This is a genomic window from Aeromonas sp. TECH754, from assembly GCF_056279295.1.
On sequence record NZ_JBWBRA010000001.1, the window covers coordinates 51,263 to 75,739 of the forward strand.

Sequence of the window (24,477 nt, forward strand, 5' to 3'; positions counted from 1 at the left end):
CAGGATGCCCGCAGTGGAACAAGGATGTTCATGAAAATTTCAAGCAAGCTGTTGTTGAGCTTCTGTTTTATCAATCTGCTCATCATTCTCTCCTCGACCCTCGTCTACCATCAGCTCGGCCAGATCGAGCAGTCGCAAGATGCCCTGCTGGAGCAAGCGTTGCCCGCCCTGCAACGGGATGAAGCGAGTCAGAAGGCGCTGATCGCCACCGTCTCCTCCCTGCGCGCTTATCTCATCCTCGGCAAGGATCCGGCCCAGGCCGAGCGTCTCAAGCAGGAGTGGGATGGTGCCTGGCATGCCATCGAACAACAGACTTTCACGCCCGCACTGACCCAGTCGCTCAAGGCATTCAAAGACGCCCAGGAGAAGGTGTGGGCCATCGCCCATACCGAGGAGAACCTGCCGGCCCACAGCCTGATGTTGCTGGAGGCGGGTCCGCTGGCGGAGGCGGCACTCGATCAGTTGCAGTCCTTTGCCAACGAGGAGGTCGCGACCCCGCAGGACCAGCTGCCAGGGGATCGTCGGCTGCTGCTCAAGCAGGTGGGGGATGCCTACAACGGCCTCGGCAATGCGCTCTCCGCCCTGCGGGACTTTCTCATCTCGGGGGAGCAGGAGTATCGGGACAAGTATCAGGATTACTACCAGTTCCACCGGCAGCGGGTAGCCGAGTTGAAACAGCAGGAGGCGAACTTCACCGAGGCACAGAAGGGATTGTGGGCGCTGTTTGAGCAGATGTCGGCCCCCTTTGCCGAACTGGTGAGCCAGGTGATCAGTAAGCGCCAGGCGCCGGACTGGGATCAGGCGAACCACCTGATGGCGACCGATATCGAGCCTGTGCTGGCCCGACTCGCCGATCAGCTGGCGTCTCAGGTGACCCACACCCGATCGGAGGTGGACGGGATGGCGCAGCAGATGGCCGGCGCCAGTCAGGCCATTCACCGTACCCTGCTGCTGGCCACCCTCAGCGTCATTCTGCTCGGCACCCTGGTGGCCTTGCTGTTCAGCCGTCGCCTGACCCGGGATATTGCGAGCCTGGTGACGCGCGCCGGTTTGGTGGCGGATGGCCACTTGCCGGCCGAACCCTTGCCGGTACTGCGCCAGGATGAGCTGGGGGGATTGACCGGCTCCATTAACCGGATGTCGACCCAGTTGCGCCAGCTGGTGGGCGAGATCCAGGGTGCTGTGGGTCAGGTGGAGGGAGCGGGCCGCGAGGTGGGCCAGACCACCAACGCCATCGTCGAGGATCTGGCAAGCCAGAATCAACGGGTCGATACGGTCGCCGCAGCCATCGAGCAGATGTCGGTCAGCACCCGGGAGGTGGCGGGCAACATCGCCGAGGCGGCCGAGGCGGCCCGCCAGACCGAGCAGCAGGCCCGGCAGGGAGACGACGCCCTGGCGCGCATGAGCACCACCATGCGGCAAATTACCGCCATGATCAGCCAGGCCAATCAGGCCATGGAGCAGTTGCGTACCCAGAGTGAACAGGTGGGGCGCGTCACCGAGGTCATCGCCACCATCGCCGAGCAGACCAACCTGCTGGCACTCAATGCCGCCATCGAGGCGGCCCGTGCCGGGGAGCAGGGGCGCGGCTTTGCGGTGGTGGCGGATGAGGTGCGCCAGCTGGCCAGCCGTACCAGCCAGTCGACGGCGGAGATCAATCAGACCATCGCCAGTATTCAGCAGCAGACTCGTCAGACGGCCGATACCGTGAGCAGTGGTACCCTGCTTGTGGAGCAGGGACGAGATGCCGTGGCCTCGGTGACCGACACCCTCGAGGCCATGACGCTGCTGGTGCAGGATCTCTGTGGTCAGCTCGGGGCCATCGCCACCGCGACCGAACAGCAGACCCGAGTGGCGCAGGAGGTGGCCGGAACGGTCGAGGAGATCGCCGGACTCAGCCGCCAATCCAGTGAGCGTGGTCAACAGGGTGAGCTGATTGCTGCCAGACTGACCCGGGAGACGGGTCGGTTGACCTCGGTCATCAGCCGGTTCGAACTGGGCTGAGATGCAGGCGGGCAGGTGCCCGCCTCTTTTTTCCGAGCATTAGGGCCAGACTGATCCCAATAGGGCAGGTGGATCTGCCTGCCGCCATCCACTCAAAACATGTCCTTACCTCCGTCAGTGGCTGCGTCCCCATCACCACCTGCCTCTGACGCGGCTGTCCCCTGTGCGCCGGATCCTCACCCGGGGTCGACCCCGGCCCCCATGATTTGTTGACGTCATCTGGCAAGGCTGTGGGGAGCATGAGATCGGATGGTCACGATGATGTTGACGTTAGCACCCTATAGATAACAGCCGATTCTCTGCCAGTTTCGTACAGCCTCTGTTCAATCCCTTCTGGGTGAGCACATGCTAACATACTGCATTCATGGTACCCGCCGTGCCTTCATGATGGCTGTTGCGGCGCCCAGGCTCAGGTTCGCCCCTCTCTGTATACCCCAATTTTGTGTAGGAAATACCCATGCTGTGTCGCTGTTATCGCCTTCTCTTGTGGTGATGGCTCGCCTTGTGGAGCCTGGCGAGGTAGGCAGCTCGAGGCGGCCGTCCAACGACAACAACTGAACAAGATCGCCGCAGGGAGTCAGGCGATCCAGGTATCGATGGATACGATCATTCAAGACATCGGACTTTGGCTCTATGAATAAGACCCAATCTGGGGTGCGGATCCTGGTGGTGGAAGACCACTCGTTCCAGCGCAAGACCCTGATGCATCAGATCCGCGGGCTCGGCTATACCGACCTGCTGGAGGCGCAGGACGGTGAAGAGGCGCTGGCGCAGTGCCTGCAACATCGGATCGACATCCTGTTTTGCGATCTGCGCATGCCCGGCATGGACGGCATGGCACTGCTGCGGCGCCTCTCCGTGAGCGGTTTCCACGGTGGCGTCATCCTTTCCAGCGCGCTGGAGGGAGATTTGGTCGAGGCGGTGCTGCGCATGAGCGTCGCCTATGGCCTGAAGGTGCTTGGCCGCATCGACAAACCGGCGACCCCGCAGCAGCTGCGACAGCTGATCCTGAGCTGGCGGCCGCATCAGGATCGCGTGTCGCCGGCGCACCCCAGCCTGCTGCTGGAGCCCATCGATCTGCACCGGGCCCTGGAGCAGGATGAGCTGTTGCCCTGGTACCAACCCAAGGTGAGTCTGGCGACGGGGCGGTGGGTCGGCATGGAAGCGCTGGCTCGCTGGCGCCATCCGGAGTTTGGTTTCATCTCGCCCGCCCGCTTCATCCCGCTGGCGGAGGAGCATGGCCTGATCGCCCCGCTGACCGAGATGATCATCGACAAGGCTCTGCGCGATTATCACCGGCAGGGGGGGATTCCGCGCTCCCTCAGGCTGTCGATGAACCTCTCCACCGCCTCGCTCATCGAGGGGGATCTCTGCAATGCCTTGCTCGGGAAGTGCCGGCACTGGGGCATAGAGCCGGAGTTCATCACCCTGGAGGTGACGGAAAGCGCCTTCGTCGAGGATCTGGGCAAGTCGCTGGAGGAGCTGACCCGGCTGCGCATGCACGGCTTTGGCATCTCCATCGATGACTTCGGCACGGGCTACTCCTCCATGCAGCAGCTTGCGCTCTTGCCCTTCACCGAGCTGAAGCTGGACAGATCCTTCGTCGATCGCTGCCATGAGGATCCGGCGCGGCTGGCCATCATAGAATCGAGCATCGAGTTGGCCCGCAAGTTGAAGCTCAAGACGGTGGCCGAGGGGATCGAAGATGAGGCGACCTGGCGGACGCTGGTCCAGCTGGGTTGTGATCAGTGTCAGGGCTACTTCTCCGCCCGTCCCATGCCGCCGGAGGCGCTGCCGCAGTGGCATCAGGCCTGGCTCGTGCGCTTGCCCACGTTGATCAACGGCTGAAGCCGGCTGCCCTGTCCGGATGCTGTTGGGCGTTTGGTTCCAAGGTGCGGTGTGAGTCCACCACGAATGGGTAGCGCACCATAGAAAGAGGGAGGCATCACGCCTCCCTCTTTTTCGTCTGTCGACAGCGCCGCTGGAGGCTTCCCTCAACGCAGCGGCATGGTCTGGCTTATTCCAGCCGCCTGAAAGTCTGGTTGTCGAAGCTGCCGCTGGTCTCCTGATTGAGCAGGGTGACCAGCAGAATGGCTCTTTTCTCCCCATCCGGCTCCAGATAGATGGCCTCGAAGCCGGTGAGGGGCCCCGCCTCGATGAGCACCTTGTCCCCCTGGGTCGGCAGGCTGGCATAGTTTGCCCTCGCCTCGTCGCTGTCATCCCGGCTCATCAACCGATAGATCAGCTGGCTGCTGATGGCGGTCCACTCCTTGCCGAAATGAATGATGCGGCTGATGCCGCGAGTCGATTTCAGGGTGACGGGGGTGACTTCTTCCAGATCCACATAGATAAACAGATAGTTGGGAAACATGGGTTCGCGTACGGGCACTCGCTTGCCACGGCGCAGTTTCTCGATTTCGACCATGGGGTAGTAGGATTCGACGCCCTGGGCCGCCAGATGAGCGCGGGCGCGAGCTTCTTCTCTCGGCTTGCAGTAGGCCAGATACCATTTTTTCATTGTGTTATTTTTTATCGTGTTACCGTGCTGCCGACCATGATAGCGGGGGTAAAAAAAAAGGCCACGCTTGGCGCAGCCTTTTTTGCAGAGTGAGTGATTACCAACCTTTGACCAGGCCACCCTTGAACAGTTCGGTGCCTTTCTTGTAGACCTCGTCGGTCTGGAAGGACTGGACGAACTGCTTGACCTTCTCGTCATCCTTGTTGTTTTCACGGGCGACGATCAGGTTCACGTAGGGGGACTCCTTGTCTTCCACGAAGAGGCCGTTCTCGGTCGGGGTCAGGCCGATCTGACCGGCGAAGGTGTTGTTGATGATGGAGAGATCAACATCTTCCAGGGAGCGCGGCAGCTGAGCGGCTTCCAGCTCGACGATCTTGAAGTTGCGCGGGTTGCTGGCGATGTCCAGTACGGTGGCTTCCAGGCCAGCCCCTTCTTTCAGCGTCAGCAGACCTTGCTTCTCCAGCAGGATCAGGGAGCGACCCAGGTTGGTCGGATCGTTCGGCACCGCGATCTGGGCACCGTCTTTCAGCTCGGAGAGGGCCTTGAGCTTCTTGGAGTAACCGGCGATCGGGTAGACAAAGGTGTTGCCAACCGGCACCAGCTTGAAGCCGCGATCACGGATCTGGGCATCCAGATAAGGCTTGTGCTGGAAGGCGTTGACGTCGACGCTGCCGTCATTCAGGGCCACGTTTGGGGTGACATAATCGGAGAAGGTCACGATCTCGACGGTCAGGCCGTATTTCTCTTTCGCTACCTTGGCGGCGGTTTCGATCAGCTCGGTCTCGGGGCCGGCGATGGCGCCGACTTTCAGGGTTTTGTTCTCTTCTTTCTGGCCACAGCCGACCAGTACCAGAGCGGCCAGCAGGGCTGCCGCAGCGGATTTAATGCCCAATTTCATAAAAACCTCCTGTCAGAAATCGATGATTAACGATGATCACATTGTTGAACCAGGCGCTCACCCGCGCTCTGGATAAGTTGAACCAGCACTACCAGAATGACCACGGTGACCAGCATGACGGTTGGATCGAAGCGCTGATAGCCGTAGCGAATACCCACATCTCCCAGACCACCGCCACCGATGGCACCGGCCATGGCGGAGTAGTTCACGAGTGTGACTAAGGTGATGATGACGCTGTTGAGGATCCCGGGCAGGGCCTCTGGCAGCAGCACCTTGGCGATAATTTGCAAGGGTTTGGCACCCATGGCCTTGGCCGCTTCCAGCAAGCCGTCCGGCACCTCCATCAGTGCCCCTTCCACCAGGCGGGCGATGAAGGGCACGGCGCCTATGGTCAGCGGCACTATGGCGGCTATGGTGCCGATGCTGGTGCCGACGATGAAGCGAGTCAGCGGGATGATGGCGACCAGCAGGATGATGAAGGGCACCGAGCGGCCGACGTTGACGATGATGCCAAGGGTCCGGTTCAGCAGCGGGTTGGCCAGGATCTGGCCGGCCTTGGTCACGTGCAGTGCCACACCGAGCGGCAGCCCGAGCAGGCAGCCAAACAGGGCGGAGGCAAACACCATGATCAGGGTGTCGCCGAGGGCTGAGATCAGCAGATTAATCATTGCTTCGGACATGAGTCATCACCTCCAGCTGAATAGGATTATGAGCGGGGACTGCGCCGGGCAGCCGTTGAGGGCCGTGATGAGTCGATCAGTCATTGCTACGGACATAACCCATCACCTCCAGCTGAATATGGTTGTCGATCAGGAACTGCTGGGTCGCCGCGCACTGGGCTTCATCCCCGAACAGTTCGGCCAGCAGGAAGCCGAACTTGACCCCGCCGGCGTATTCGATGTCTGCACTCAAGATGCTGATATCGATGTTGAAACGGCGGCTCGCCTCTGAGATCAGCGGCGTATCGACGGTGCTGCCGGTGAAGCCGAGCTTGACCAGCGGGTAGCTGTTCGCCACACGCTCCGCACTCATCCTGTCCTGATACTCCTGCGGTACCTCCAGATGGATGGTGGAGTGGATGAAGTCACGGGCCAGCTGGGTCTTGGCGTTGCTGAAGAACCAGGCCACTTCGCCCTGCTCGATCAGGCGGCCATCACTGATGATGGCGACTTCGTCGCAGATCCCTTTCACCACGTCCATCTCGTGGGTGATGAGCAAGATGGTGAGCCCCAGTTTAACGTTGATCTCTTTGAGCAGGCTCAGGATGGAGCGGGTGGTCTGGGGATCCAGCGCCGAGGTGGCCTCGTCACAGAGCAATACCTTGGGGGCCGGCGCCAGGGCGCGGGCGATGGCGACGCGTTGCTTCTGACCACCGGATAATTCGGACGGATAGGCGTGGGCGCGGGCTTCCAGCCCGACCAGGGCGAGCAGCTCCTCGACTCGGGTCTGGATCCGGGCCTTGCTCCAGCCCGCCAGTTCCAGCGGGAACGCGATGTTGGCGAACACGGTGCGGGAGGAGAGCAGGTTGAAGTGCTGGAAGATCATGCCGATCTGGCGGCGAGCCTGGGTCAGATCCCGCTCGGGCAGGGCCACCAGATCCTGGCCATCGACGATGACCTGGCCGTCGGTGGGGCGCTCCAGCAAGTTGACACAACGAATGAGGGTACTCTTGCCGGCACCGGAGGCGCCAATCACCCCGAAGATCTTGCCTTGTGGCACATGCAGGCTCACGTCACGCAGGGCGTGCACGGCGTCAGTGCCCTTACCGTAGACTTTGTTGAGACCGTTCAACTTGATCATGAATTCTTCCGTGCTAACAGCCTTAAAGCACAGGGCGCTACAGGCGGGTGAATTGGGCAGAGGTTTCACTGGGTTGCTCTGCCATCATGGAGGATGATGCTAAGATGTCTGGATGGCTGTGTCAACGCATGTTTCTACGTCTAGACGTCTAAAATATGGATAAGAATTTCTGCCGAGCGACTATGGATTGGCAGGATGTGCGGCCATTCAATATTAGATTCTTTTTTGTGGCTAAATTGCCGAATATAACCCGTCACATTAGTCTTAAACCGCCGATTCATCAGTCTCGCCTGATCTCGTTGTCGACGCTCCGGATCGGTCGTTGCCAAGATGACACGGATCCGCCGGCCTTGTCCCGTCCTCTTTTCTTTTCCATCCTATTGATAAAGCACAATAAATAGCCAGCTCTGGGGTGGGGAAGAGGCGATGGCCGTTCAGCCCGGCCTGGAGATGAGTCGCTGGAGGGAAAACAGCCAGATCAAGCAGGGCGTCGACGGCCGAAATGGTACCACTTTGGTACTGATGGCATGCTCGGCACACCCGATGACGGGGAGCGTCGTGGAGAAGAAGATTTGCAGTGGGAGAGCAGGTTCGCGCCGTGGCCGCTGTGGGGCATTGCGAAGGGGCGATTGTGACGACAATCCGCATTACTGACGGCAGAGGCCCGGCATGTGCCGGGCCTCTTGCATCAGCGTGTGACTGCAGCTCAGTGCCCTTGTTGGGACTCGGCGTAGAGGGCGGCACCTATGATGCCGGCCTGGTTGAGGCTGGCCGCCGCCACCAGCGGGGCGCGGGTCTCTATCTTGTCGATGAACTTGTCGAGCTTGGCGGCGCTGCCGCCGCCCAGGATGAAGAGATCGGGGGAAAACAGGAACTCCAGCCTGGCCAGGTACTTGTTGAAGCGTTTTCCCCAGCGGCTCCAGGAGAGATCTTCGCGTTTGCGGGCCGCATCCGAGCAGTAGTGCTCGGCGATCATGCCTTCCAGCATCAGGTGACCCAGCTCGGTGTTGGGTAGCAGCTGGCCATTGACGAACACGGCAGTACCGATGCCGGTGCCGACCGTGATGAGGATGATGACCCCCTTGCGATCCCGGCCGGTACCAAAGCGCATCTCGGCCAGACCCGCCGCATCGGCGTCGTTGAGCACGTGGCAGGGCAGACCGGTCACATCCGCAAACAAGTGGGCGGCATCGGTCTCGACCCAGCTCTTGTCGATGTTGGCGGCGCTCTTGGCGATGCCGTTGTGGATGATGGCGGGGAAGCCACAGCCTACCGGGCCCTTCCATTCAAAGTGTTCGACCAGCGCCTTGAGGGTATGGGCGATAGCGGCCGGAGTGGCCGGTTGCGGGGTGGCCAGACGGTGGCGCTCACCGATGAGCTCGCCGGTCACGGTATCGACCAGGCAGCCCTTGATCCCGGATCCGCCTATATCTACTCCCAACATCTGCATCAGAATGTTCCTTTTAGTGCGCCGATGATCGAACGTCGGCAGAGCATGAAAAAATGACTGGCATCCGGCAAGGGGCAGATCACTCAGGCGTGACCTGGCAAGCCTTTTTCTATGCAACGGATCAGCAATTTTGTCTTCTTGTTATCCTCTCGCTGGCGTGTGGCCAGGGTGGTCAGTGCCCATTCTATATGTTCGGCCACCATGGGCTCGGCCTCGGGCAGCGCCTGTTGCAGGGCCTCGATCGCCTCTGGGCTGGCCGGGCCGTTGCCGAGTGCCACCGCCAGGTTGCGGCGCCAGCGTTGATAACCGATGCGGCGGATGGGGCTGCCTTCGGTGTATTTGAGGAATTCGGCCTCAGACCACTGCCACAGGCCAAGCAGAGTGGGGCGGTGCAGGTTGGGCCTGGGGCTGAAGTCTGGCTCGGGGCTCACGTCCGCATAGCGATTCCAGGGGCAGATCAGCTGGCAGTCGTCACAACCATAGATGCGATTGCCCATGAGCGGGCGCAGCTCGGGGGGAATGGGGCCGTCATGCTCGATGGTGAGATAGGAGATGCAGCGCCGGCCGTCCACCACATAGGGCGCTAGAATCGCGCCCGTCGGGCAGATGTTGATGCAGGCCACACACTTGCCGCACTGCTCTTTCTCCACCGGGGCATCCATGGGCAGCGGCAGGCTGACGAGCAGCTCCCCGAGGAAGAAGAAGGAGCCGGCAGATTCGTTGAGCAGCAGCGAATGCTTGCCTACCCAGCCGAGCCCCGCCTTGGCGGCGAGCGGGCGTTCCAGCAGGGGGGCCGAGTCGACGAAGGGGCGCCACTCTCCCGTGGCCTGACAGAGTTCCCGGCAGCGTTGCTCTATGCGATCTCCCAACTGCTTAAGCCGGTTGCGCATGACCTTGTGGTAGTCGCGGCCGAGGGCATAGCGACTGATGTAACCCAAGGTGGGATCGCGCAGGGTGCTGGCGAAGCCGGCTTCGAAGGGCAGATAGTTCATGCGCACCGACAGCACCCGCTGGGTGCCCGGCAGCAGCTCATGGGGGCGTGCGCGCATCATGCCATGGCGGGCCATGTAATCCATGTTGCCGTGATGGCCCGCATCCAGCCAGGCCTGCAATCTGGGCTCTTCGATGCGCAAGTCGGTATCGGTGATCCCGACCTGGTCAAATCCTAGCTCGCGTGCCCAGAGCTTGATATCTTGAGCCAGTTGCTGGAGTTCGGTTGCCGTCATGCTGCGCGGTCGATCCCGAGCCTCGAAGGCGACGTCTTGGGGGACGGGCATGGGGCTGGGCAGACGTCGTCATGCCACGGCATATGCCCGGCGCCGGAAGGCCGGATCACGGGATGATGAAGGTCGGGAGCCGTCATGGTACAGGTTATCGAGGATGCTATCTGCGGGGAAGAAGCCAACAGTCTAGCACAGCCCCTGTGGCGGACCGAACAGATCCGTAGCCTGGAGCAGTACTGGGCCAGGCACGAAGGGCGCGAGTGCTACGACCTGATGGAGCGGGCTGGCGCCGCCTTGTGCAGCTATGCCTGCCACCACTGGCCCCGGAGTCGCCACTGGTGGATCTTCGTCGGCCCCGGCAACAACGGTGGTGATGGCTATGTACTGGCGCGCCTCGCCAGGCGAATCGGCATCGAGCCTCTGGTGATCGCCGCCCGCCCCCCCGAATTGCTCAAGGGTGACGCCAGGCGTGCCGCCGATGGATGGCTGGCCGCAGGCGGGAGCGTGATGATGGCCGAGGAGGTAGAGTTCGCCTCACTGATGCCACCGGATCTGGTGGTCGATGCGCTGCTCGGCACCGGCGTCCATCTATCCCTCTCCCTCGCAATGACAAAGATTGTCGCAACAATCAATGCCTTGCAGGCACCCGTGCTGGCGGTGGATCTGCCTTCCGGGCTCAATGCCGACACCGGCCGCGCCATGGGTGCCCTGGTGCGGGCGACCCGCACCCTCACCTTCATCGGTATCAAGCAGGGCATGTTGACTGGTGATGGGGTGGACGGGGTCGGCCGGCTCGACTGCGACAGTCTAGGCGTGACGCCCGCCGATGGGGTCATTCCTGCGGCTCAGCGGATCGACTATCCCGGCCTCAAGTCACTGCTGACTCCGCGCCCGCGCTCGGCGCACAAGGGGAGCAACGGCAAGGTGCTGCTGGTGGGGGGCAACCTTGGCATGCAAGGCGCCATCCTGCTGGCGGGTCAGGCCTGCCTGCGGACGGGCGCCGGCCTGGTGCGAGTCAGTCAGCACCCGGACTTGCCTCCCGTCAGCCTGGTACAGCCCGAACTGATGGGTTGGTACGGCGAGGCCGACGATGGCTGGGCTTCGGTACGCGTGCTGGGGCCGGGGCTCGGCCGGGATGAATGGGCCAGAGGCCGGTTTGAGCATCAGGTAGCGGCCGAGGGGCCGCTGGTATTGGACGCCGATGGATTGAATTGGCTGGCGCAGGGGCCTCGTCATCAGGATAATTGGGTGCTCACCCCCCACCCGGGGGAGGCGGCCCGCCTGCTGGATTGCTCTATCGCCGAGATAGAAGCGGATCGCTTCGCCGCGGTGCGGCACCTGCAACGGCGCTACGGCGGCGTGGTGCTGCTCAAGGGCGCGGGTTCACTCATCTGCGACGGGCGCGGTATAGCCCTGTGCGATGAGGGCAATCCCGGCATGGCCAGCGGCGGCATGGGCGACCTGTTATCTGGTATAATCGCCGCCCTCCTGGCTCAGGGCTGGTCTGCCTCCATGGCAACCCGGCTGGGCGCCGTGATCCACGGAGAGGCGGCCGATCTGGCTGCCGCCGAAGGGGAGAGGGGCATGCTGGCATCGGATCTGCTGCCCTGGATCCGCCGTCTGGTCAATCCGACACAGTAACAAGCTAAAAGAAGAACATGGCAAAACAGTTGATGATGACACTGCCGGATGAGGCAGCAACAGTGGCTCTGGGCGGACGACTGGCGCAGGCGTGCCAGCAGGCGACCACGGTATTTCTGCACGGCGCTCTGGGCGCCGGCAAGACCACCCTGACCCGAGGCTGGGTGCAAGGACTCGGCCATCAAGGCAAGGTTAAGAGTCCGACCTATACCCTTGTTGAGCCTTATGAATTGGCCAAGTGGCAGGTCTATCATTTCGATCTCTATCGACTGGCGGATCCGGAAGAGCTGGAATTCATGGGCATTCGGGACTATTTCGCGGCCGATACCCTCTGCCTGGTGGAGTGGCCAGAGAAGGGGGAGGGTTGGCTGCCAGCGCCCGATCTCGAGATTACCCTGACGTATGTAAACGAGCAGCGTGAGGCCCTGATTGCGGCCCGCACTGCTATCGGCGAAGCCATTCTGGAACGGTTGTCATCTCAGTGCGCTTGATCCTTGTCATTGTATTTTCCCTGCTGGCCCTGCCCTCCTATGCGAATCAGCTCAAGAGTGTGCGGGTCTGGCCATCGCCGGATAACACCCGGGTCGTGCTCGACATGAGCAGTGCCCCCAATTTCAACTATTTCACTCTGACCGGCCCGAGCCGGCTGGTCATCGATCTGAAGGGGGCGAGCAACGCCGCCAACCTGACCCGCATCGAGAACAAGAGCGAGCTGGTGCGCAAGATCCGCGAGAGCACGCCGCTCGAGAAGGGCAGCATGCGGCTGGTGCTGGATCTCAGCTCCACCATCAAGCCGGTGGTGTTTCCGCTGGCACCGGCCGGTCCCTATGGTCACCGGCTGGTGATCGATCTGCCTTATGAGGAGAGGGGGGCCGCCGCCGCGGCGCAATCCGCCCCCGTCGGCGGGCAGGGCAAGGCCATCGTCATCGCCATCGATCCCGGCCATGGGGGGGAAGATCCCGGCTCCATCGGCCCGCGCCGCACCTACGAGAAGCGGGTGACCCTGGCGGTATCCCAGAAGCTGGCGGCGCTGATCGACCGCGAGCCCGGCATGCGCGCCGTGATGACCCGACGCGGGGACTACTTCGTCGACCTGAACAAGCGCTCCGAGATCGCCCGCAAGGGCAAGGCCGACCTGCTGGTGTCGGTGCACGCCGACAGCTTCCACAACTCGACGCCGCGCGGCGCCTCGGTCTGGGTGCTGTCGACCAACCGCGCCAACCGCGAGATGGGCAGCTGGCTGGAGAAGCAGGAGAAGCAGGGCGAACTGCTGGGCGGCGTCGGCAAGGTACTGGCCGAATCCGACCCCAACCCCTATCTGGCGCAGACCTTCCTCGATCTCTCCATGGACAAGTCCAGGGCCGAGGGCTATGAGGTCAGCCGCCAGATCCTGCGCTCCATGGGCAAGGTCGCCCGCCTGCACAAGAAGGCACCGGAGCACGCCAGTCTGGCAGTGCTGAAGGCGCCGGACATTCCCTCAGTGCTGGTGGAGACGGGGTTCATCTCCAACCACGCGGAAGAGAAGCTGCTGGCCACCGCCAGTTACCAGGATCAGCTGGCCCGCGCCATCTTTGAGGGGATCCGCACCTATTATCGCAGCCACCCGACCAAGGGGCCCATGATGACCGGCAAGGGCCAGCAAGTGGCCAAGACCAGCCAACCGGTGGCGAAAAAGGCGGTGGTCGCCGCGGCGCTCCAGCAGCAGGTGATCAATCGAATGCCGGCGACCGAGCCTAATCTCCGTGGTGGCGCTCCGGTCAACAGCGTCAGCGGTGGGTCCGGTGCCGGGGTGATCAAGCCCTACAAGGTAGCGGCCCTGGAGTCTGGTGCCCCGGTCAGCAGTGCCCAACCTGACAAGTCGCAGATGATCCGCCACGTGGTTACCCGTGGCCAGAGCCTCTCCCGCCTCGCTGAGAAACACGGGGTGAGCCAGGCCAAGCTGGTCGAGATCAACAAGTTGAAGTCACGGGACATCCAGATTGGGCAGGTGATCTATATCCCTCAGGATTAACCAGCAGGCGTAAACGATGCCGCTCCGCATATTGCCACCCATTTTGGCTAACCAGATTGCCGCTGGTGACAATCTGGTGGAGTGGTCCTCTTCTGGCCTGGGTCCCCCAAGATGAACAATCAGGAGTAAGCGATGCCAATCCGTATATTGACTCCTATCTTGGCTAACCAGATTGCCGCTGGTGACAATCTGGTGGAGTGGTCCTCTTCTGGCCTGGGTCCCCCAAGATGAACAATCAGGAGTAAGCGATGCCAATCCGTATATTGCCTCCTATCTTGGCTAACCAGATTGCCGCTGGTGACAATCTGGTGGAGTGGTCCTCTTCGGGCCTGGGTCCCCCAAGATGAACAATCAGGAGTAAGCGATGCCAATCCGTATATTGCCTCCTATCTTGGCTAACCAGATTGCCGCTGGTGGCAATCTGGTGGAGTGGCCCTCTTCTGGCCTGGGTCACCCAAGATGAACAATCAGGAGTAAGCGATGCCAATCCGTATATTGCCTCCTATCCTGGCCAACCAGATCGCTGCTGGCGAAGTGGTGGAGCGACCCTCCTCCGTGGTGAAGGAGCTGGTGGAAAACAGCCTGGATGCGGGCGCAGACCGGATCGAGGTCGATATCGACAAGGGGGGCGCCAAGCTGATCCGTATCCGTGACAACGGCAGCGGCGTCGCCAAAGACGAGCTGGTGCTGGCCCTGTCGCGCCACGCCACCTCCAAGGTGGCGACGCTGGACGATCTGGAGGGGATCAACAGCCTGGGGTTTCGCGGGGAGGCGCTCGCCTCCATCAGCTCGGTCTCCCGTCTCACCTTTACCTCCCGCACCGCGGAGCAGACCGAGGCCTGGCAGGCCGAGGCACAGGGGCGCGAGATGAGCGTCACCGTCAAACCGGCGGCCCACCCGGTGGGCACCACCGTGGAGGTGGTGGATCTCTTCTTCAACACCCCGGCCCGGCGCAAGTTCATGCGCAGCGAGAAGACCGAGTTCGCCCACATCGACGAGCTGATACGCCGCATCGCCCTCTCCCGCTTCGACATCACCCTGATCCTGCGCCACAACGGCAAGGTGGTGCGCCAGTACAAGTCCGCCAATACGGTGGCGGAGCAGGAGCGTCGCCTCGCCGCCGTCTGCGGCACTCCCTTCATGCACCACGCCCTGGCGGTGGAGAGCGAGCACAGCGACGTGCGGTTGTGGGGTTGGCTGGCAATGCCGGAAGGGGCCAGACCGCAGAACGATCTGCAATACACCTACGTCAATGGCCGCATGATGCGCGACAAGCTCATCAATCACGCCATCCGTCAGGCCTATGACGAGCTGCTGCCCGCCGACCGCTTCGCCGCCTATGTGCTCTACATCGAGCTGGATCCCCGTCAGGTGGACGTGAACGTCCATCCGGCCAAGCACGAGGTGCGTTTCCACCAGGCCCGCCTGATCCACGACTTCATCTTCCAGGCCCTGTTCAGTGCACTGCATCGCGAGGCGAAGGCAGCGGATACTCTGGCTGAACCGCTGGCAGGCAGTCAGGTTGAGCTGTCATCCGCGTCACAAATAGAATATCCCGGTCAGGCGCCGCGTCCAGAGTGGTATGGGGCCGAGCACAGCTATCGCTCCCCGGCCCAGATTAGGGAGAGCGGTGAGGCGCGGGAGGGCGGCGCGACTCGTAGCGGCCACTATCAGCCTCCCGAGCCCCCTCGCGCTGCGGCGATGCGCGGCATGGGCGCCCTGCTGACCACTCTGCCCATCGTCGAGGCCGGCTCCGTGGCCACCGCTGCGCCGGTTGGCGCCGCCACGGCAACCTCGCAGCCGCAGGCGTATCGTGCCCTGACCCTGGTGGAGCAGTCTTATCTGCTGCTTGAACGGCATGGCCAGCTGGCGCTGCTCTCCCTGGTGCGGGCCGAGCGTTTGCTGCTGCGCCACTGGTTGCTGGAGGCCTGGGGACAGGGCCTGGCGGCGCAACCCCTGCTGCTACCGGTCTCCTTCAAGTTGCCCAAGCCCCTGGTCGCGCTGGCGCAAGAGCAGGAACGTTTGCTGAAACGGATGGGGCTGGAGTTGAAAAGCGGTGGACGCGACACCATGATCCTGACTCGGGTGCCCGCATTGCTGCGCCAGACCGATCTGGCGCGACTCCTGCCCGAGTTGCTGCAGTTGATCGAGAGCGGATCAGGCAGCGATGGAAGCCAATTGGCCGAAACGCTGTGCCAATGGCTGGTGGAGCAGGGCATAAGCCCCGAAAAAATATATGATTTTTCAACGGCCAGTCGCTTGCTGACGGAACTTGTGACCGATTTCAGTGACCAACTGGCGGATAACCGCATGATACGCCCGCTCTCGCTGGCGGCCGTGCTGGACGAATTTGCACAGAGCGGCCAGGCGCAATGACCCAAGGGTCTATGCCTTGTCTGGCACCGCCGTGCTAGAGGAATCTGAACGTGGCTGAGTTGCCGAATGCAATTTTTCTGATGGGGCCGACGGCCTCCGGCAAGACGGATCTCGCCATCAATCTGTGCCAGACGCTGCCCTGTGACATCATCAGCGTGGACTCCGCGCTGATCTATCGCGGCATGGACATCGGCACCGCCAAACCGAGCGCCGCCGAGCGGGCGCTGGCGCCGCACCGCCTGATCGACATCCTGGATCCCGCCATGAGCTATTCGGCGGCGGATTTCTGCCGCGATGCCCTGCGCGAGATGGACGAGATCGTCGCCCGCGGCCGAATCCCGCTGTTGGTGGGCGGGACCATGCTCTACTTCAAGGCACTGCTGGAGGGGCTCTCGCCATTGCCACCAGCGGATCCGGTCATTCGGGCCGGGCTGGAAGAAGAGGCGGCCCGCCTCGGTTGGCAGGCCCTGCACGATGAGCTGGTGCGCATCGATCCGGTGGCTGGTGCGCGCATTCACCCCAACGATCCGCAACGCCTGTGCCGGGCGCTGGAGGTGTACCGCATCAGCGGCAAGACCCTCACCGAGTTGACCCAGGTGCAGGGGGAAGGATTAGCCTACCGCGTGCATCAATTTGCCATCGCTCCGAGCGATCGGGCCGTGCTGCATCAGCGCATCGAACAGCGTTTCGATCTGATGCTGCAAAACGGCTTCGAGCAAGAGGTGCGCGCCCTGTTTGAACGGGGGGATCTCCACCCCGACCTGCCTGCAATTCGTTGCGTTGGCTACCGCCAAATGTGGGACTACCTGGCAGGGGAAGTGGGATATGATGAGATGCGTTATCGTGGCATCGTTGCCACCCGTCAGTTGGCCAAGCGTCAGATGACCTGGTTACGTGGCTGGCCCGACCTGACCTGGTTGGAATCTGGTGAGTCTGGCAATCTGGCAAGGGTCGTCGCCCGTGCTGGTGCGGCTTGACACTCCCTGTATAATCAGGTTGTTATATCGATATCCGGTGTTTAAAAACAACAAACTATAAGGAAAAGAAAGATGGCTAAGGGGCAATCTCTCCAAGACCCGTTTTTGAATGCGCTGCGCCGTGAGCGGATTCCTGTTTCTATCTATTTGGTGAACGGCATCAAACTGCAGGGTCAAATCGAATCGTTTGACCAGTTTGTCATCTTGCTGAAGAACACCGTGAGCCAGATGGTTTACAAGCACGCCATTTCTACCGTGGTGCCGGCCCGCGCCGTCAATCATCACCAGCCCGTCCCGGGTGCAGCCGGTGAAGAGCAGGGTGAAGCCGAGGCGTGATATGCTGCGGCGAGCCGGCTCGCCAACCCCGATTCATCATGAGATCTGTTAAGGAGCAAGCGCTTGTTTGACCGTTACGAAGCTGGTGAACAGGCCGTTCTGGTACATGTCAACTTCAGCGATGAGGGTGAGCGGGAAGATCTGGAAGAGCTCAAGATGCTGGTGAGCTCGGCCGGGGTCAATGCGCTGGGGGTGGTTACCACCAGCCGCAGCGCACCCAGTGCCAAATTTTTTGTCGGTAGCGGCAAGGCGGAGGAGATCGCGTCCCAGGTTCAGATGCTGAACGCGGACGTGGTCATCTTCAACCATGCCCTGACTCCCGCCCAGGAGCGCAACCTGGAGCGTCTGTTCCAGTGCCGGGTGGTAGACAGAACCGGCCTCATCCTCGATATCTTCGCTCAGCGTGCCCGTACTCACGAAGGCAAGTTGCAGGTCGAACTGGCCCAATTGCGCCATCTCTCCACTCGCCTGGTGCGAGGCTGGACCCACCTTGAACGTCAGAAGGGCGGGATCGGTCTGCGCGGCCCGGGTGAAACCCAACTTGAAACCGACAGACGTCTGCTGCGGGAACGCATCAAGGCGATCCTGCGTCGGCTCGACAAGGTGGCCAAGCAGCGGGAACAGGGCCGTCGTGCCCGCAACCGCAACGAGGTACCGACTATTTCGCTGGTGGGCTATACCAACGCCGGAAAGTCCACTTTGTTCAACCAACTTACAGATGCCAGCGTGTATGCTGCCGACCAATTGTTCGCAACTCTGGATCCCACCCTGCGTAAATTGGTGATTCAGGATGTGGGTGATGTGATCTTGGCGGATACAGTTGGATTTATTCGGCACTTGCCCCATGATCTGGTCGCGGCCTTCAAGGCGACGCTGCAGGAGACCCGCGAAGCGGACTTGCTGCTGCACGTCGTGGACTGTGCCGATGAACAGATGCAGGAGAATATCGACTCGGTACAGACAGTCCTGGCCGAGATCGAGGCGGATGACCGTCCCCAGCTGATGATCTGCAACAAGATCGACAAGCTGAGCGATCGTCCGGCTGGTCTGGAGCGGGATGACGAGGGTCGCCCACGGCGGGTCTGGCTCTCTGCCCAGACCGGTGAGGGGAGTGAATTCCTGTTCCAGGCCTTGACCGAACTGCTGGCTGGATCCATGGTCCATCACACCTTGCAGTTGCCACCTTCGGCCGCGAGGTTGCGCAGTGCGCTCTACCGGTTGAAAGGCATTGAGCAGGAAGGCTTCAGTGAGGAGGGGGATTTTGTCCTGGAGGTGCGCTTGCAAGTGGCCGACTGGAACCGCCTCATGAAACAAGAAGGTGAGAGTTTACAACGCTTTATCAGGCATTGATTGGTCGATGAAGATGAAGGCTTAGCGGCTTCGTCGACGAGCGATGACCCGATAGAGATGATATCCATCCGCATGTATTAATGGAGACGCTGATGGCTTGGAATGAGCCTGGTAACAACGGCAAAGACCGTGACCCTTGGGGGAATAACGGCAAGAATCAGGGACCCCCTGATTTGGATGAAATGCTGCGTAAGGTGAGCCGCCGTTTCGGTGGTCTGTTCGGCGGTGGCAAATCCGGTGGTGGTGATGTAGGCAAGTTTGGCCTCTCCATCGTGCTGGTGGTAGCCGTGGTGGTGTGGGTCGTCAGCGGCTTCTACACCATTCGTGAAGCCGAACGCGGCGTGGTACTGCGCTTTGGGGAGTATTCCCACAATGTGGATCCTGGCCTGCGCTGGAAACCCACCTTCATCGATCGGGTGATCCCGGTGGATGTGGAATCGGTGCGTTCCCTGCCGGCCTCCGGCTTCATGTTGACCCAGGACGAGAACGTGGTCCGGGTCGAGATGGACGTGCAGTATCGCGTGGTCGATCCCGAGCAGTACCTGTTCAGCGTCACCAATGCTGACGAGAGTCTGAGCCAGGCCACCGACAGCGCCCTGCGCCATGTGGTGGGTCATACCCGGATGGACGATGTGCTGACCACGGGTCGGGAAAAGGTCCGTCAGGAAACCTGGAAGGTGATCGACAGCATCATCGAGCCCTACCAGATGGGTCTGCAGATCGTCGACGTCAACTTCCTGCCGGCCCGTCCGCCAGAAGAAGTGAAAGACGCCTTCGATGACGCCATCTCCGCTCAGGAAGATGAGCAGCGCTTCATTCGTGAAGCGGAAGCCTATGCCCGTGAAGTGGAGCCAAAGGCTCGCGGCTCGGTCAAGCGTCTGGAGCAGGAAGCCGAGGGTTACAAGTCCCAGATCGTGCTGAAGGCCAAGGGGGAAGTTGCTCGCTTCAACGAGTTGCTGCCCCAGTATCAGGCCGCGCCCGAGCTGACCCGTGAGCGTATCTACCTGGAAACCATGGAAGAGCTCTATCAGCAAGCCAACAAGGTGCTGGTCGACATGCCTGCTGGCAACAACAGCATGATCTACCTGCCGCTCGACAAGCTGTCTGGCAAGGCGAATGCCGTGCAACAGCCGGCGCGTCAGGATGGTACTCCTGCGGTGGAGCCGGCTGCGGCATCCAACGAGGGGGCGAATTCCACCCCGACGCCACTGCGTGGCGGTGACCGTTTCAGCTCAGGGAGAAACTAATAGATGAAGAAGATAGCTATTGGTGTCATCGCTGTGGCGGCCATGGTCTGCTTCTCTTCCGTCTTCATCATTGATGAAGGGCAGAAGGGGATAGTGGTGCAGTTCGGCAAGGTGAAACGGGTTGACTCCGGTGAACCCCGTCTCTTCGAGCCGGGCCTGCACTTCAAGGTGCCGGTGATCGACCAGGTTCGCAAGATGGATGCTCGTATCCAGACTCTGGAAGGTCAGGCGGATCGCTTCGTCACCTCGGAGAAGAAAGACCTCATCATCGACTCCTACGTGAAGTGGAAGATCGAGGACTTCTCCAAGTACTACCTGGCAACCGGTGGTGGCAACAAGATCCAGGCCGAAGATCTGCTCAAGCGCAAGATCAACAACGGTCTGCGTTCGGAGATCGGTAACCGCACCATCAAGGACATCGTCTCCGGTGAGCGCAGTACCGTGATGGAAGACGCACTGATGAAGATGGCGCGCTCCTCCGAGCTCGGCATCAAGGTAGTGGATGTGCGGATCAAGCAGATCAACCTGCCGGTGGAAGTCTCCAACTCCATCTATCAACGGATGCGTGCCGAACGGACCGCCGTAGCCCGTGAGCATCGCTCCCAGGGCCGCGAGCAGGCCGAGATCCTGCGTGCCGACATCGACCGCAAGGTGACCGTCATGATCGCCGATGCCGAGAGTAATGCGCGTCAGCTGCGTGGTGAAGGTGATGCCGAAGCCGCCAGGATCTATGCCGACAGCTACAAGAAAGACCCCGAGTTTTTCAGCTTCGTGCGTAGCATGGAGGCTTATCGCAAGAGCTTCGCCGGTGGCAATGACCTCATGGTCCTGAAGCCGGACAGCGAGTTCTTCCGTTACCTCAAGTCTCCTCACGGCGACAAGCAGTAACGAACCAAGCAGTACGAACGAAGGGCCTGAATATTCAGGCCCTTCTTGTATGAGCGTGTCGAGCCATGCCGAGGCGGGTGGCTTTTTCATTCGAGGGGGCAGGATGCTGACATCCGTCTTGATGGGATTGGGGCTGCTGTTGCTGTTTGAGGGGCTGGGCCCCCTGCTGATGCCGAGAGCTTGGCAGCAGATGCTGCGGCTGATGAGCGATCAGCCACCGGAGCAGTTGCGCCGCATCGGTGGCTGTCTGGTGGTGACGGGAGCCGTTGTTCTCTGGGCGCTGGGCCACTGAGTCGCCAGCCGCGCTTTGATGCCTGAGCGCAGACCATAAAAAAGAGGCCGATGGCCTCTTTTTTATTCGATGCGGAACCCTTGGCTCAGGCGCTGCGTTGCACCGCCATCTCGGCCAGGGTCGCCAGTGCCTGCTTGTGCTCGGAGTCGGGCAGAATGGCGAGGGAAGCGATGGCCTTGTCGGCCTCTTCCCGGGCGCGCTGGCGGGAGTACTCAAGGGCTCCGGTGCGATCCAGGATGTCCAGGATCCGCTCCAGATGGTCCATGCCGTTACGATGCTCAATGGCATCACGAATGAGCTGACGTTCCTCGGGCGAGCCTACCGCCATGGCGCGTAGCAGCGGCAGGGTCGGCTTGCCTTCGGCCAGATCGTCGCCGACGTTCTTGCCCATCTCGTCGCTCTGGGAGCAGTAGTCCATCACATCGTCGATGATCTGGAAGGCGGTACCCAGATACTTGCCGTAATCGGTCATGGCCTGCTCGACCGACTCGGGCTGATGGGTCAGCACGGCGGCGAGGCGGGTGGCGGCCTCGAACAGCTTGGCGGTCTTGCAGTAGATGACCGTCATGTAGCTCTCTTCCGTGGTGTCGGGATCGTTGCAGTTCATCAACTGCAATACTTCCCCTTCAGCGATGGTGTTGGTGGCATCCGACAGGATCTCCATCACCTTCAGGTTGGAGAGCTCGCTCATCATCTGGAAGGAGCGGCTGTAGAGGTAGTCACCGACCAGCACGCTGGCGGCATTGCCAAACAGGGCATTGGCGGTCTCCCGGCCGCGGCGCAGGTCGGATTCGTCGACCACGTCGTCGTGCAGCAGGGTGGAGGTGTGAATGAATTCGATGATGGCGGCGAGCTTGAGATGATCCTGACCATGGTATCCCAGTGCGCGGGCGGCCATGACTGTCAGCATGGGGCGCATCCGTTTTCCGCCTGCACTGACAATGTAGAAACCCAGCTGGTTGATCAGGCTGACATCGGACTGGAGTCTCGCCAGGATCAGTTCATTGACCGCCGTCATGTCGGCGGCACAGAGCGCACGGATAGTCTGTTGGTCCATAAGTCTCGTAACGTGACGGCAGCAATTACTGCGTTTTTAGCAATGGCGGGGATTCTACACGATTTCACAATGGGTTACAGTTAAGCGTTTATTCACGGCGGCGGATATGCGCACAAAGTAAACTTTTTGCTAAATTGGCCTTGCCTGAGCAGATCGATTTGCGTAGAATGCCGGCCCATTGTTATAGGTTTTTGCGCGTGTCTGGCCTTGAGCAAAAGACACGCCTTTACGGAGTTAATCAAATGTACGCGGTATTCCAAAGCGGCGGAAAACAACACCGTGTGGCCGAAGGTCAAATCGTTCGTCTGGAAAAGCTGAACGTTGAGACTGGCGCTACTATCGACTTCAACGAAGTTCTGATGGTTGCTGCAGGCGACACTTTTAAAGTAGGTGCTCCTTTCGTTGAAGGTGGCAAGGTTATTGCTGAAGTTGTGGCTCACGGCCGTGGCGAGAAAGTGACTATCGTCAAGTTCCGTCGTCGTAAGCACCATCGCAAGCAAGCGGGCCACCGTCAGTGGTTCACTGAAGTCAAAATCACTGGCATCAGCGCTTAATTCGAGAGGAATCTGAAAAATGGCACATAAGAAAGCTGGCGGTTCATCCCGTAACGGTCGCGACTCAGAAGCCAAACGCCTCGGCGTCAAGCGCTTCGGCGGCGAAACTGTACTGGCAGGCAGCATCATCGTTCGTCAGCGTGGCACCAAGTTCCACCCTGGCACCAACGTTGGCTTGGGTACCGATCACACTCTGTTCGCTACCGCGACCGGTAAAGTGTTGTTCGAAGTTAAAGGTCCGCAGAATCGTAAGTACGTCAGCATCGTTGCTGAGTAATTACGGACCGCAAGGATCCGAAGCCCCGCCAACCTGGCGGGGCTTTTGTTTTTCTGATGAGTTTGACGAAAAAACGGCACGCGGATGAGCCGGCGTAGACGGGCCCATCGGCCAGATGCGTCTCGCCCGCAGGGGTCTGTACCACTATAATTGCGTATCGGTTTTTCGAATTAAGGTGACGGTTAGCTATGAAGTTTGTTGATGAAGTCCAGATTCGAGTCGATGCCGGTGACGGTGGTAACGGTTGTGTGAGCTTTCGTCGGGAATTGTATATTCCCAACGGCGGGCCGGACGGTGGTGACGGTGGTGACGGTGGCGATGTGTACCTGCTCGCCGACGAGAACCTGAACACCCTGATCGACTACCGTTTCGAGCGTTTCCACGCCGCCGAGCGTGGTGAGAATGGCAGGAGCGCCAACTGTACCGGTCGCCGTGGCAAGGATCGCGTCCTGCGCGTACCGGTCGGTACTCGTGCCAGCGATGAAGATACCGGCGAATTGCTGGGAGATCTGACCACTCATGGCCAGAAGTTGCTGGTTGCCAAAGGTGGCTTCCATGGCCTCGGCAACACCCGTTTCAAGAGCTCGGTCAACCGTACTCCCTATCAGAAGAGCAACGGCACGCCGGGTGAAGTGCGTACCCTGAAGCTGGAGCTGTTGCTGCTGGCGGACGTCGGCATGCTGGGTCTGCCCAACGCCGGCAAGTCCACCTTCATCCGCGCCGTGTCCGCGGCCCGTCCGAAAGTCGCCGATTATCCTTTCACCACCCTGGTCCCCAACCTCGGTGTGGTGCGTGGCGAAAACTCACGCTCCTTCGTCATCGCCGATATTCCGGGCCTGATCGAAGGCGCCGCCGAAGGGGCTGGCCTCGGTATCCGCTTCCTGAAGCACCTTGAGCGTTGCCGCGTGCTGCTGCATCTGGTCGACATCTGCCCGGTCGATGGCTCGGATCCTGCCGAAAACGCCGTGACCATAGTTCGCGAGCTGGAAAAATACAGCCCGGAACTTGCGGCCAAGCCGCGCTGGTTGGTGTTCAACAAGATGGATCTGATCCTGGAAGAGGAAGCCGGTGAGGTGATGGATCGCGTCAAGGCCGCGCTGGCCTACGAAGGTCCCGTCTACCAGATCACCGCCATCAGCAAGGAAGGCACCAAGAAGGTGTGCTACGATATCCTGGATCTGCTGGACACCATGCCTCGGCAGTTGGAAGCCGATGCCAAGGCCGCCATCGAGAAGGTGGAGTTCAAGTGGGATGACTACCACAAGAACCAGCTGGCCCAGGCGGAAGCCGAAGCTCTGGCTGCGTCCAAGGCCTTCGATGATGGACTGGACGATGACGACGATTTCGATGACGACGATGATGATGGCGTCGAAGTCATCTACGTCCGCGACTGATCAGTCTTGACTGAGCGGTGTGGCTTCTAGCCCACCCCTTGAAAAAACCGGAGCCTGGCAACAGGCTCCGGTTTTTTTATGGCGTTTTAGCGATAAAAGCTGCTTTATTGTGATTTTACTGATTTTTTATTCTGTCATTTCGTAGGCTGCAATGTCTACATCCTGTCAGGTGGTTGATATGCAG

Annotated in this window: 22 protein-coding genes; 15 read left to right on the forward strand and 7 right to left on the reverse strand. The window is 60.8% G+C overall.

Going from position 1 to position 24,477, the window contains the following annotated elements:
- The first annotated feature begins 30 nt into the window (after positions 1 to 30).
- Together ACZ9IL_RS00220 and ACZ9IL_RS00225 are read left to right on the forward strand one after the other, a co-directional pair.
- Positions 31 to 2,004, forward strand: a complete 1,974-nt coding sequence (locus ACZ9IL_RS00220) for a HAMP domain-containing methyl-accepting chemotaxis protein (RefSeq protein ID WP_476001678.1) — start codon at positions 31 to 33, stop codon at positions 2,002 to 2,004.
- A gap of 633 nt (positions 2,005 to 2,637) precedes the next feature.
- Complete coding sequence (locus tag ACZ9IL_RS00225) at positions 2,638 to 3,852, forward strand: EAL domain-containing response regulator (RefSeq protein ID WP_476001679.1); 1,215 nt, start codon at positions 2,638 to 2,640, stop codon at positions 3,850 to 3,852.
- 169 nt (positions 3,853 to 4,021) lie between these two features.
- Here ACZ9IL_RS00225 and rfaH read toward each other — a convergent pair whose 3' ends face one another.
- The 6 genes from rfaH to queG form a co-directional block, all read right to left on the reverse strand.
- Complete coding sequence (gene rfaH / locus ACZ9IL_RS00230; RefSeq protein WP_476001680.1) at positions 4,022 to 4,522, reverse strand: transcription/translation regulatory transformer protein RfaH; 501 nt, start codon at positions 4,520 to 4,522, stop codon at positions 4,022 to 4,024.
- A gap of 97 nt (positions 4,523 to 4,619) precedes the next feature.
- Positions 4,620 to 5,420, reverse strand: coding sequence for a methionine ABC transporter substrate-binding lipoprotein MetQ (metQ, locus tag ACZ9IL_RS00235; protein ID WP_476001681.1), 801 nt, complete (start codon positions 5,418 to 5,420; stop codon positions 4,620 to 4,622).
- 26 nt (positions 5,421 to 5,446) lie between these two features.
- Positions 5,447 to 6,100 carry a methionine ABC transporter permease gene (locus ACZ9IL_RS00240; RefSeq protein WP_033128760.1) on the reverse strand — a complete coding sequence of 218 codons (654 nt, stop codon included), beginning with the start codon at positions 6,098 to 6,100 and terminating at the stop codon, positions 5,447 to 5,449.
- Positions 6,101 to 6,176: 76 nt separating this feature from the next.
- Complete coding sequence (gene metN / locus ACZ9IL_RS00245; RefSeq protein ID WP_476001682.1) at positions 6,177 to 7,220, reverse strand: methionine ABC transporter ATP-binding protein MetN; 1,044 nt, start codon at positions 7,218 to 7,220, stop codon at positions 6,177 to 6,179.
- Positions 7,221 to 7,926: 706 nt separating this feature from the next.
- Positions 7,927 to 8,670: a polyphosphate--glucose phosphotransferase gene (gene ppgK / locus ACZ9IL_RS00250; protein ID WP_476001683.1), complete on the reverse strand. Its 744-nt coding sequence runs from the start codon at positions 8,668 to 8,670 to the stop codon at positions 7,927 to 7,929.
- Between the two features lie 83 nt (positions 8,671 to 8,753).
- Entirely contained in the window at positions 8,754 to 9,896 is a 1,143-nt protein-coding gene (queG, locus tag ACZ9IL_RS00255; RefSeq protein ID WP_476005282.1) for a tRNA epoxyqueuosine(34) reductase QueG, read from the reverse strand.
- Positions 9,897 to 10,031: 135 nt separating this feature from the next.
- On the opposite strand from queG, the gene ACZ9IL_RS00260 reads away from it, so the two are divergent.
- The 10 genes from ACZ9IL_RS00260 (at position 10,032) to ACZ9IL_RS00305 (ending at position 21,011) form a co-directional block, all read left to right on the forward strand.
- On the forward strand, positions 10,032 to 11,534 hold the full coding sequence (locus ACZ9IL_RS00260) for an NAD(P)H-hydrate dehydratase (RefSeq protein ID WP_476001684.1): 1,503 nt from the start codon (positions 10,032 to 10,034) through the stop codon (positions 11,532 to 11,534).
- A 17-nt stretch (positions 11,535 to 11,551) separates the two neighbouring features.
- Complete coding sequence (tsaE, locus tag ACZ9IL_RS00265) at positions 11,552 to 12,025, forward strand: tRNA (adenosine(37)-N6)-threonylcarbamoyltransferase complex ATPase subunit type 1 TsaE (RefSeq protein WP_476001685.1); 474 nt, start codon at positions 11,552 to 11,554, stop codon at positions 12,023 to 12,025.
- A complete protein-coding gene (locus tag ACZ9IL_RS00270) occupies positions 12,016 to 13,545 on the forward strand; it encodes an N-acetylmuramoyl-L-alanine amidase (protein WP_476001686.1) in 1,530 nt (509 codons plus the stop codon). Before tsaE ends, ACZ9IL_RS00270 begins: the two co-directional genes overlap by 10 nt.
- Before the next feature lie 480 nt (positions 13,546 to 14,025).
- Positions 14,026 to 15,921: a DNA mismatch repair endonuclease MutL gene (mutL, locus tag ACZ9IL_RS00275; RefSeq protein ID WP_476001687.1), complete on the forward strand. Its 1,896-nt coding sequence runs from the start codon at positions 14,026 to 14,028 to the stop codon at positions 15,919 to 15,921.
- Between the two features lie 59 nt (positions 15,922 to 15,980).
- Entirely contained in the window at positions 15,981 to 16,898 is a 918-nt protein-coding gene (gene miaA, locus ACZ9IL_RS00280) for a tRNA (adenosine(37)-N6)-dimethylallyltransferase MiaA (RefSeq protein WP_476005283.1), read from the forward strand.
- Between the two features lie 72 nt (positions 16,899 to 16,970).
- Entirely contained in the window at positions 16,971 to 17,234 is a 264-nt protein-coding gene (gene hfq / locus ACZ9IL_RS00285) for an RNA chaperone Hfq (RefSeq protein ID WP_476001688.1), read from the forward strand.
- A 63-nt stretch (positions 17,235 to 17,297) separates the two neighbouring features.
- A complete protein-coding gene (hflX, locus tag ACZ9IL_RS00290; RefSeq protein WP_476001689.1) occupies positions 17,298 to 18,584 on the forward strand; it encodes a ribosome rescue GTPase HflX in 1,287 nt (428 codons plus the stop codon).
- Positions 18,585 to 18,676: 92 nt separating this feature from the next.
- A complete protein-coding gene (hflK, locus tag ACZ9IL_RS00295) occupies positions 18,677 to 19,831 on the forward strand; it encodes an FtsH protease activity modulator HflK (protein ID WP_476001690.1) in 1,155 nt (384 codons plus the stop codon).
- Between the two features lie 3 nt (positions 19,832 to 19,834).
- Complete coding sequence (gene hflC / locus ACZ9IL_RS00300) at positions 19,835 to 20,719, forward strand: protease modulator HflC (RefSeq protein ID WP_476001691.1); 885 nt, start codon at positions 19,835 to 19,837, stop codon at positions 20,717 to 20,719.
- A 103-nt stretch (positions 20,720 to 20,822) separates the two neighbouring features.
- Positions 20,823 to 21,011 carry a DUF2065 domain-containing protein gene (locus tag ACZ9IL_RS00305; protein WP_476001692.1) on the forward strand — a complete coding sequence of 63 codons (189 nt, stop codon included), beginning with the start codon at positions 20,823 to 20,825 and terminating at the stop codon, positions 21,009 to 21,011.
- Positions 21,012 to 21,096: 85 nt separating this feature from the next.
- On the opposite strand, the gene ispB is transcribed toward ACZ9IL_RS00305, so the two are convergent.
- Positions 21,097 to 22,068 (reverse strand): octaprenyl diphosphate synthase, encoded by a 972-nt coding sequence (gene ispB / locus ACZ9IL_RS00310; protein ID WP_476001693.1) that lies wholly within the window; start codon positions 22,066 to 22,068, stop codon positions 21,097 to 21,099.
- Positions 22,069 to 22,310: 242 nt separating this feature from the next.
- Between ispB and rplU the strand changes: the two genes are divergently transcribed.
- The 3 genes from rplU (at position 22,311) to cgtA (ending at position 24,293) form a co-directional block, all read left to right on the forward strand.
- Positions 22,311 to 22,622: a 50S ribosomal protein L21 gene (gene rplU / locus ACZ9IL_RS00315; protein ID WP_033130528.1), complete on the forward strand. Its 312-nt coding sequence runs from the start codon at positions 22,311 to 22,313 to the stop codon at positions 22,620 to 22,622.
- A 19-nt stretch (positions 22,623 to 22,641) separates the two neighbouring features.
- A complete protein-coding gene (gene rpmA, locus ACZ9IL_RS00320; protein WP_005911261.1) occupies positions 22,642 to 22,899 on the forward strand; it encodes a 50S ribosomal protein L27 in 258 nt (85 codons plus the stop codon).
- A gap of 188 nt (positions 22,900 to 23,087) precedes the next feature.
- On the forward strand, positions 23,088 to 24,293 hold the full coding sequence (cgtA, locus tag ACZ9IL_RS00325) for an Obg family GTPase CgtA (protein WP_476001694.1): 1,206 nt from the start codon (positions 23,088 to 23,090) through the stop codon (positions 24,291 to 24,293).
- The last annotated feature ends 184 nt before the right edge of the window (positions 24,294 to 24,477 follow it).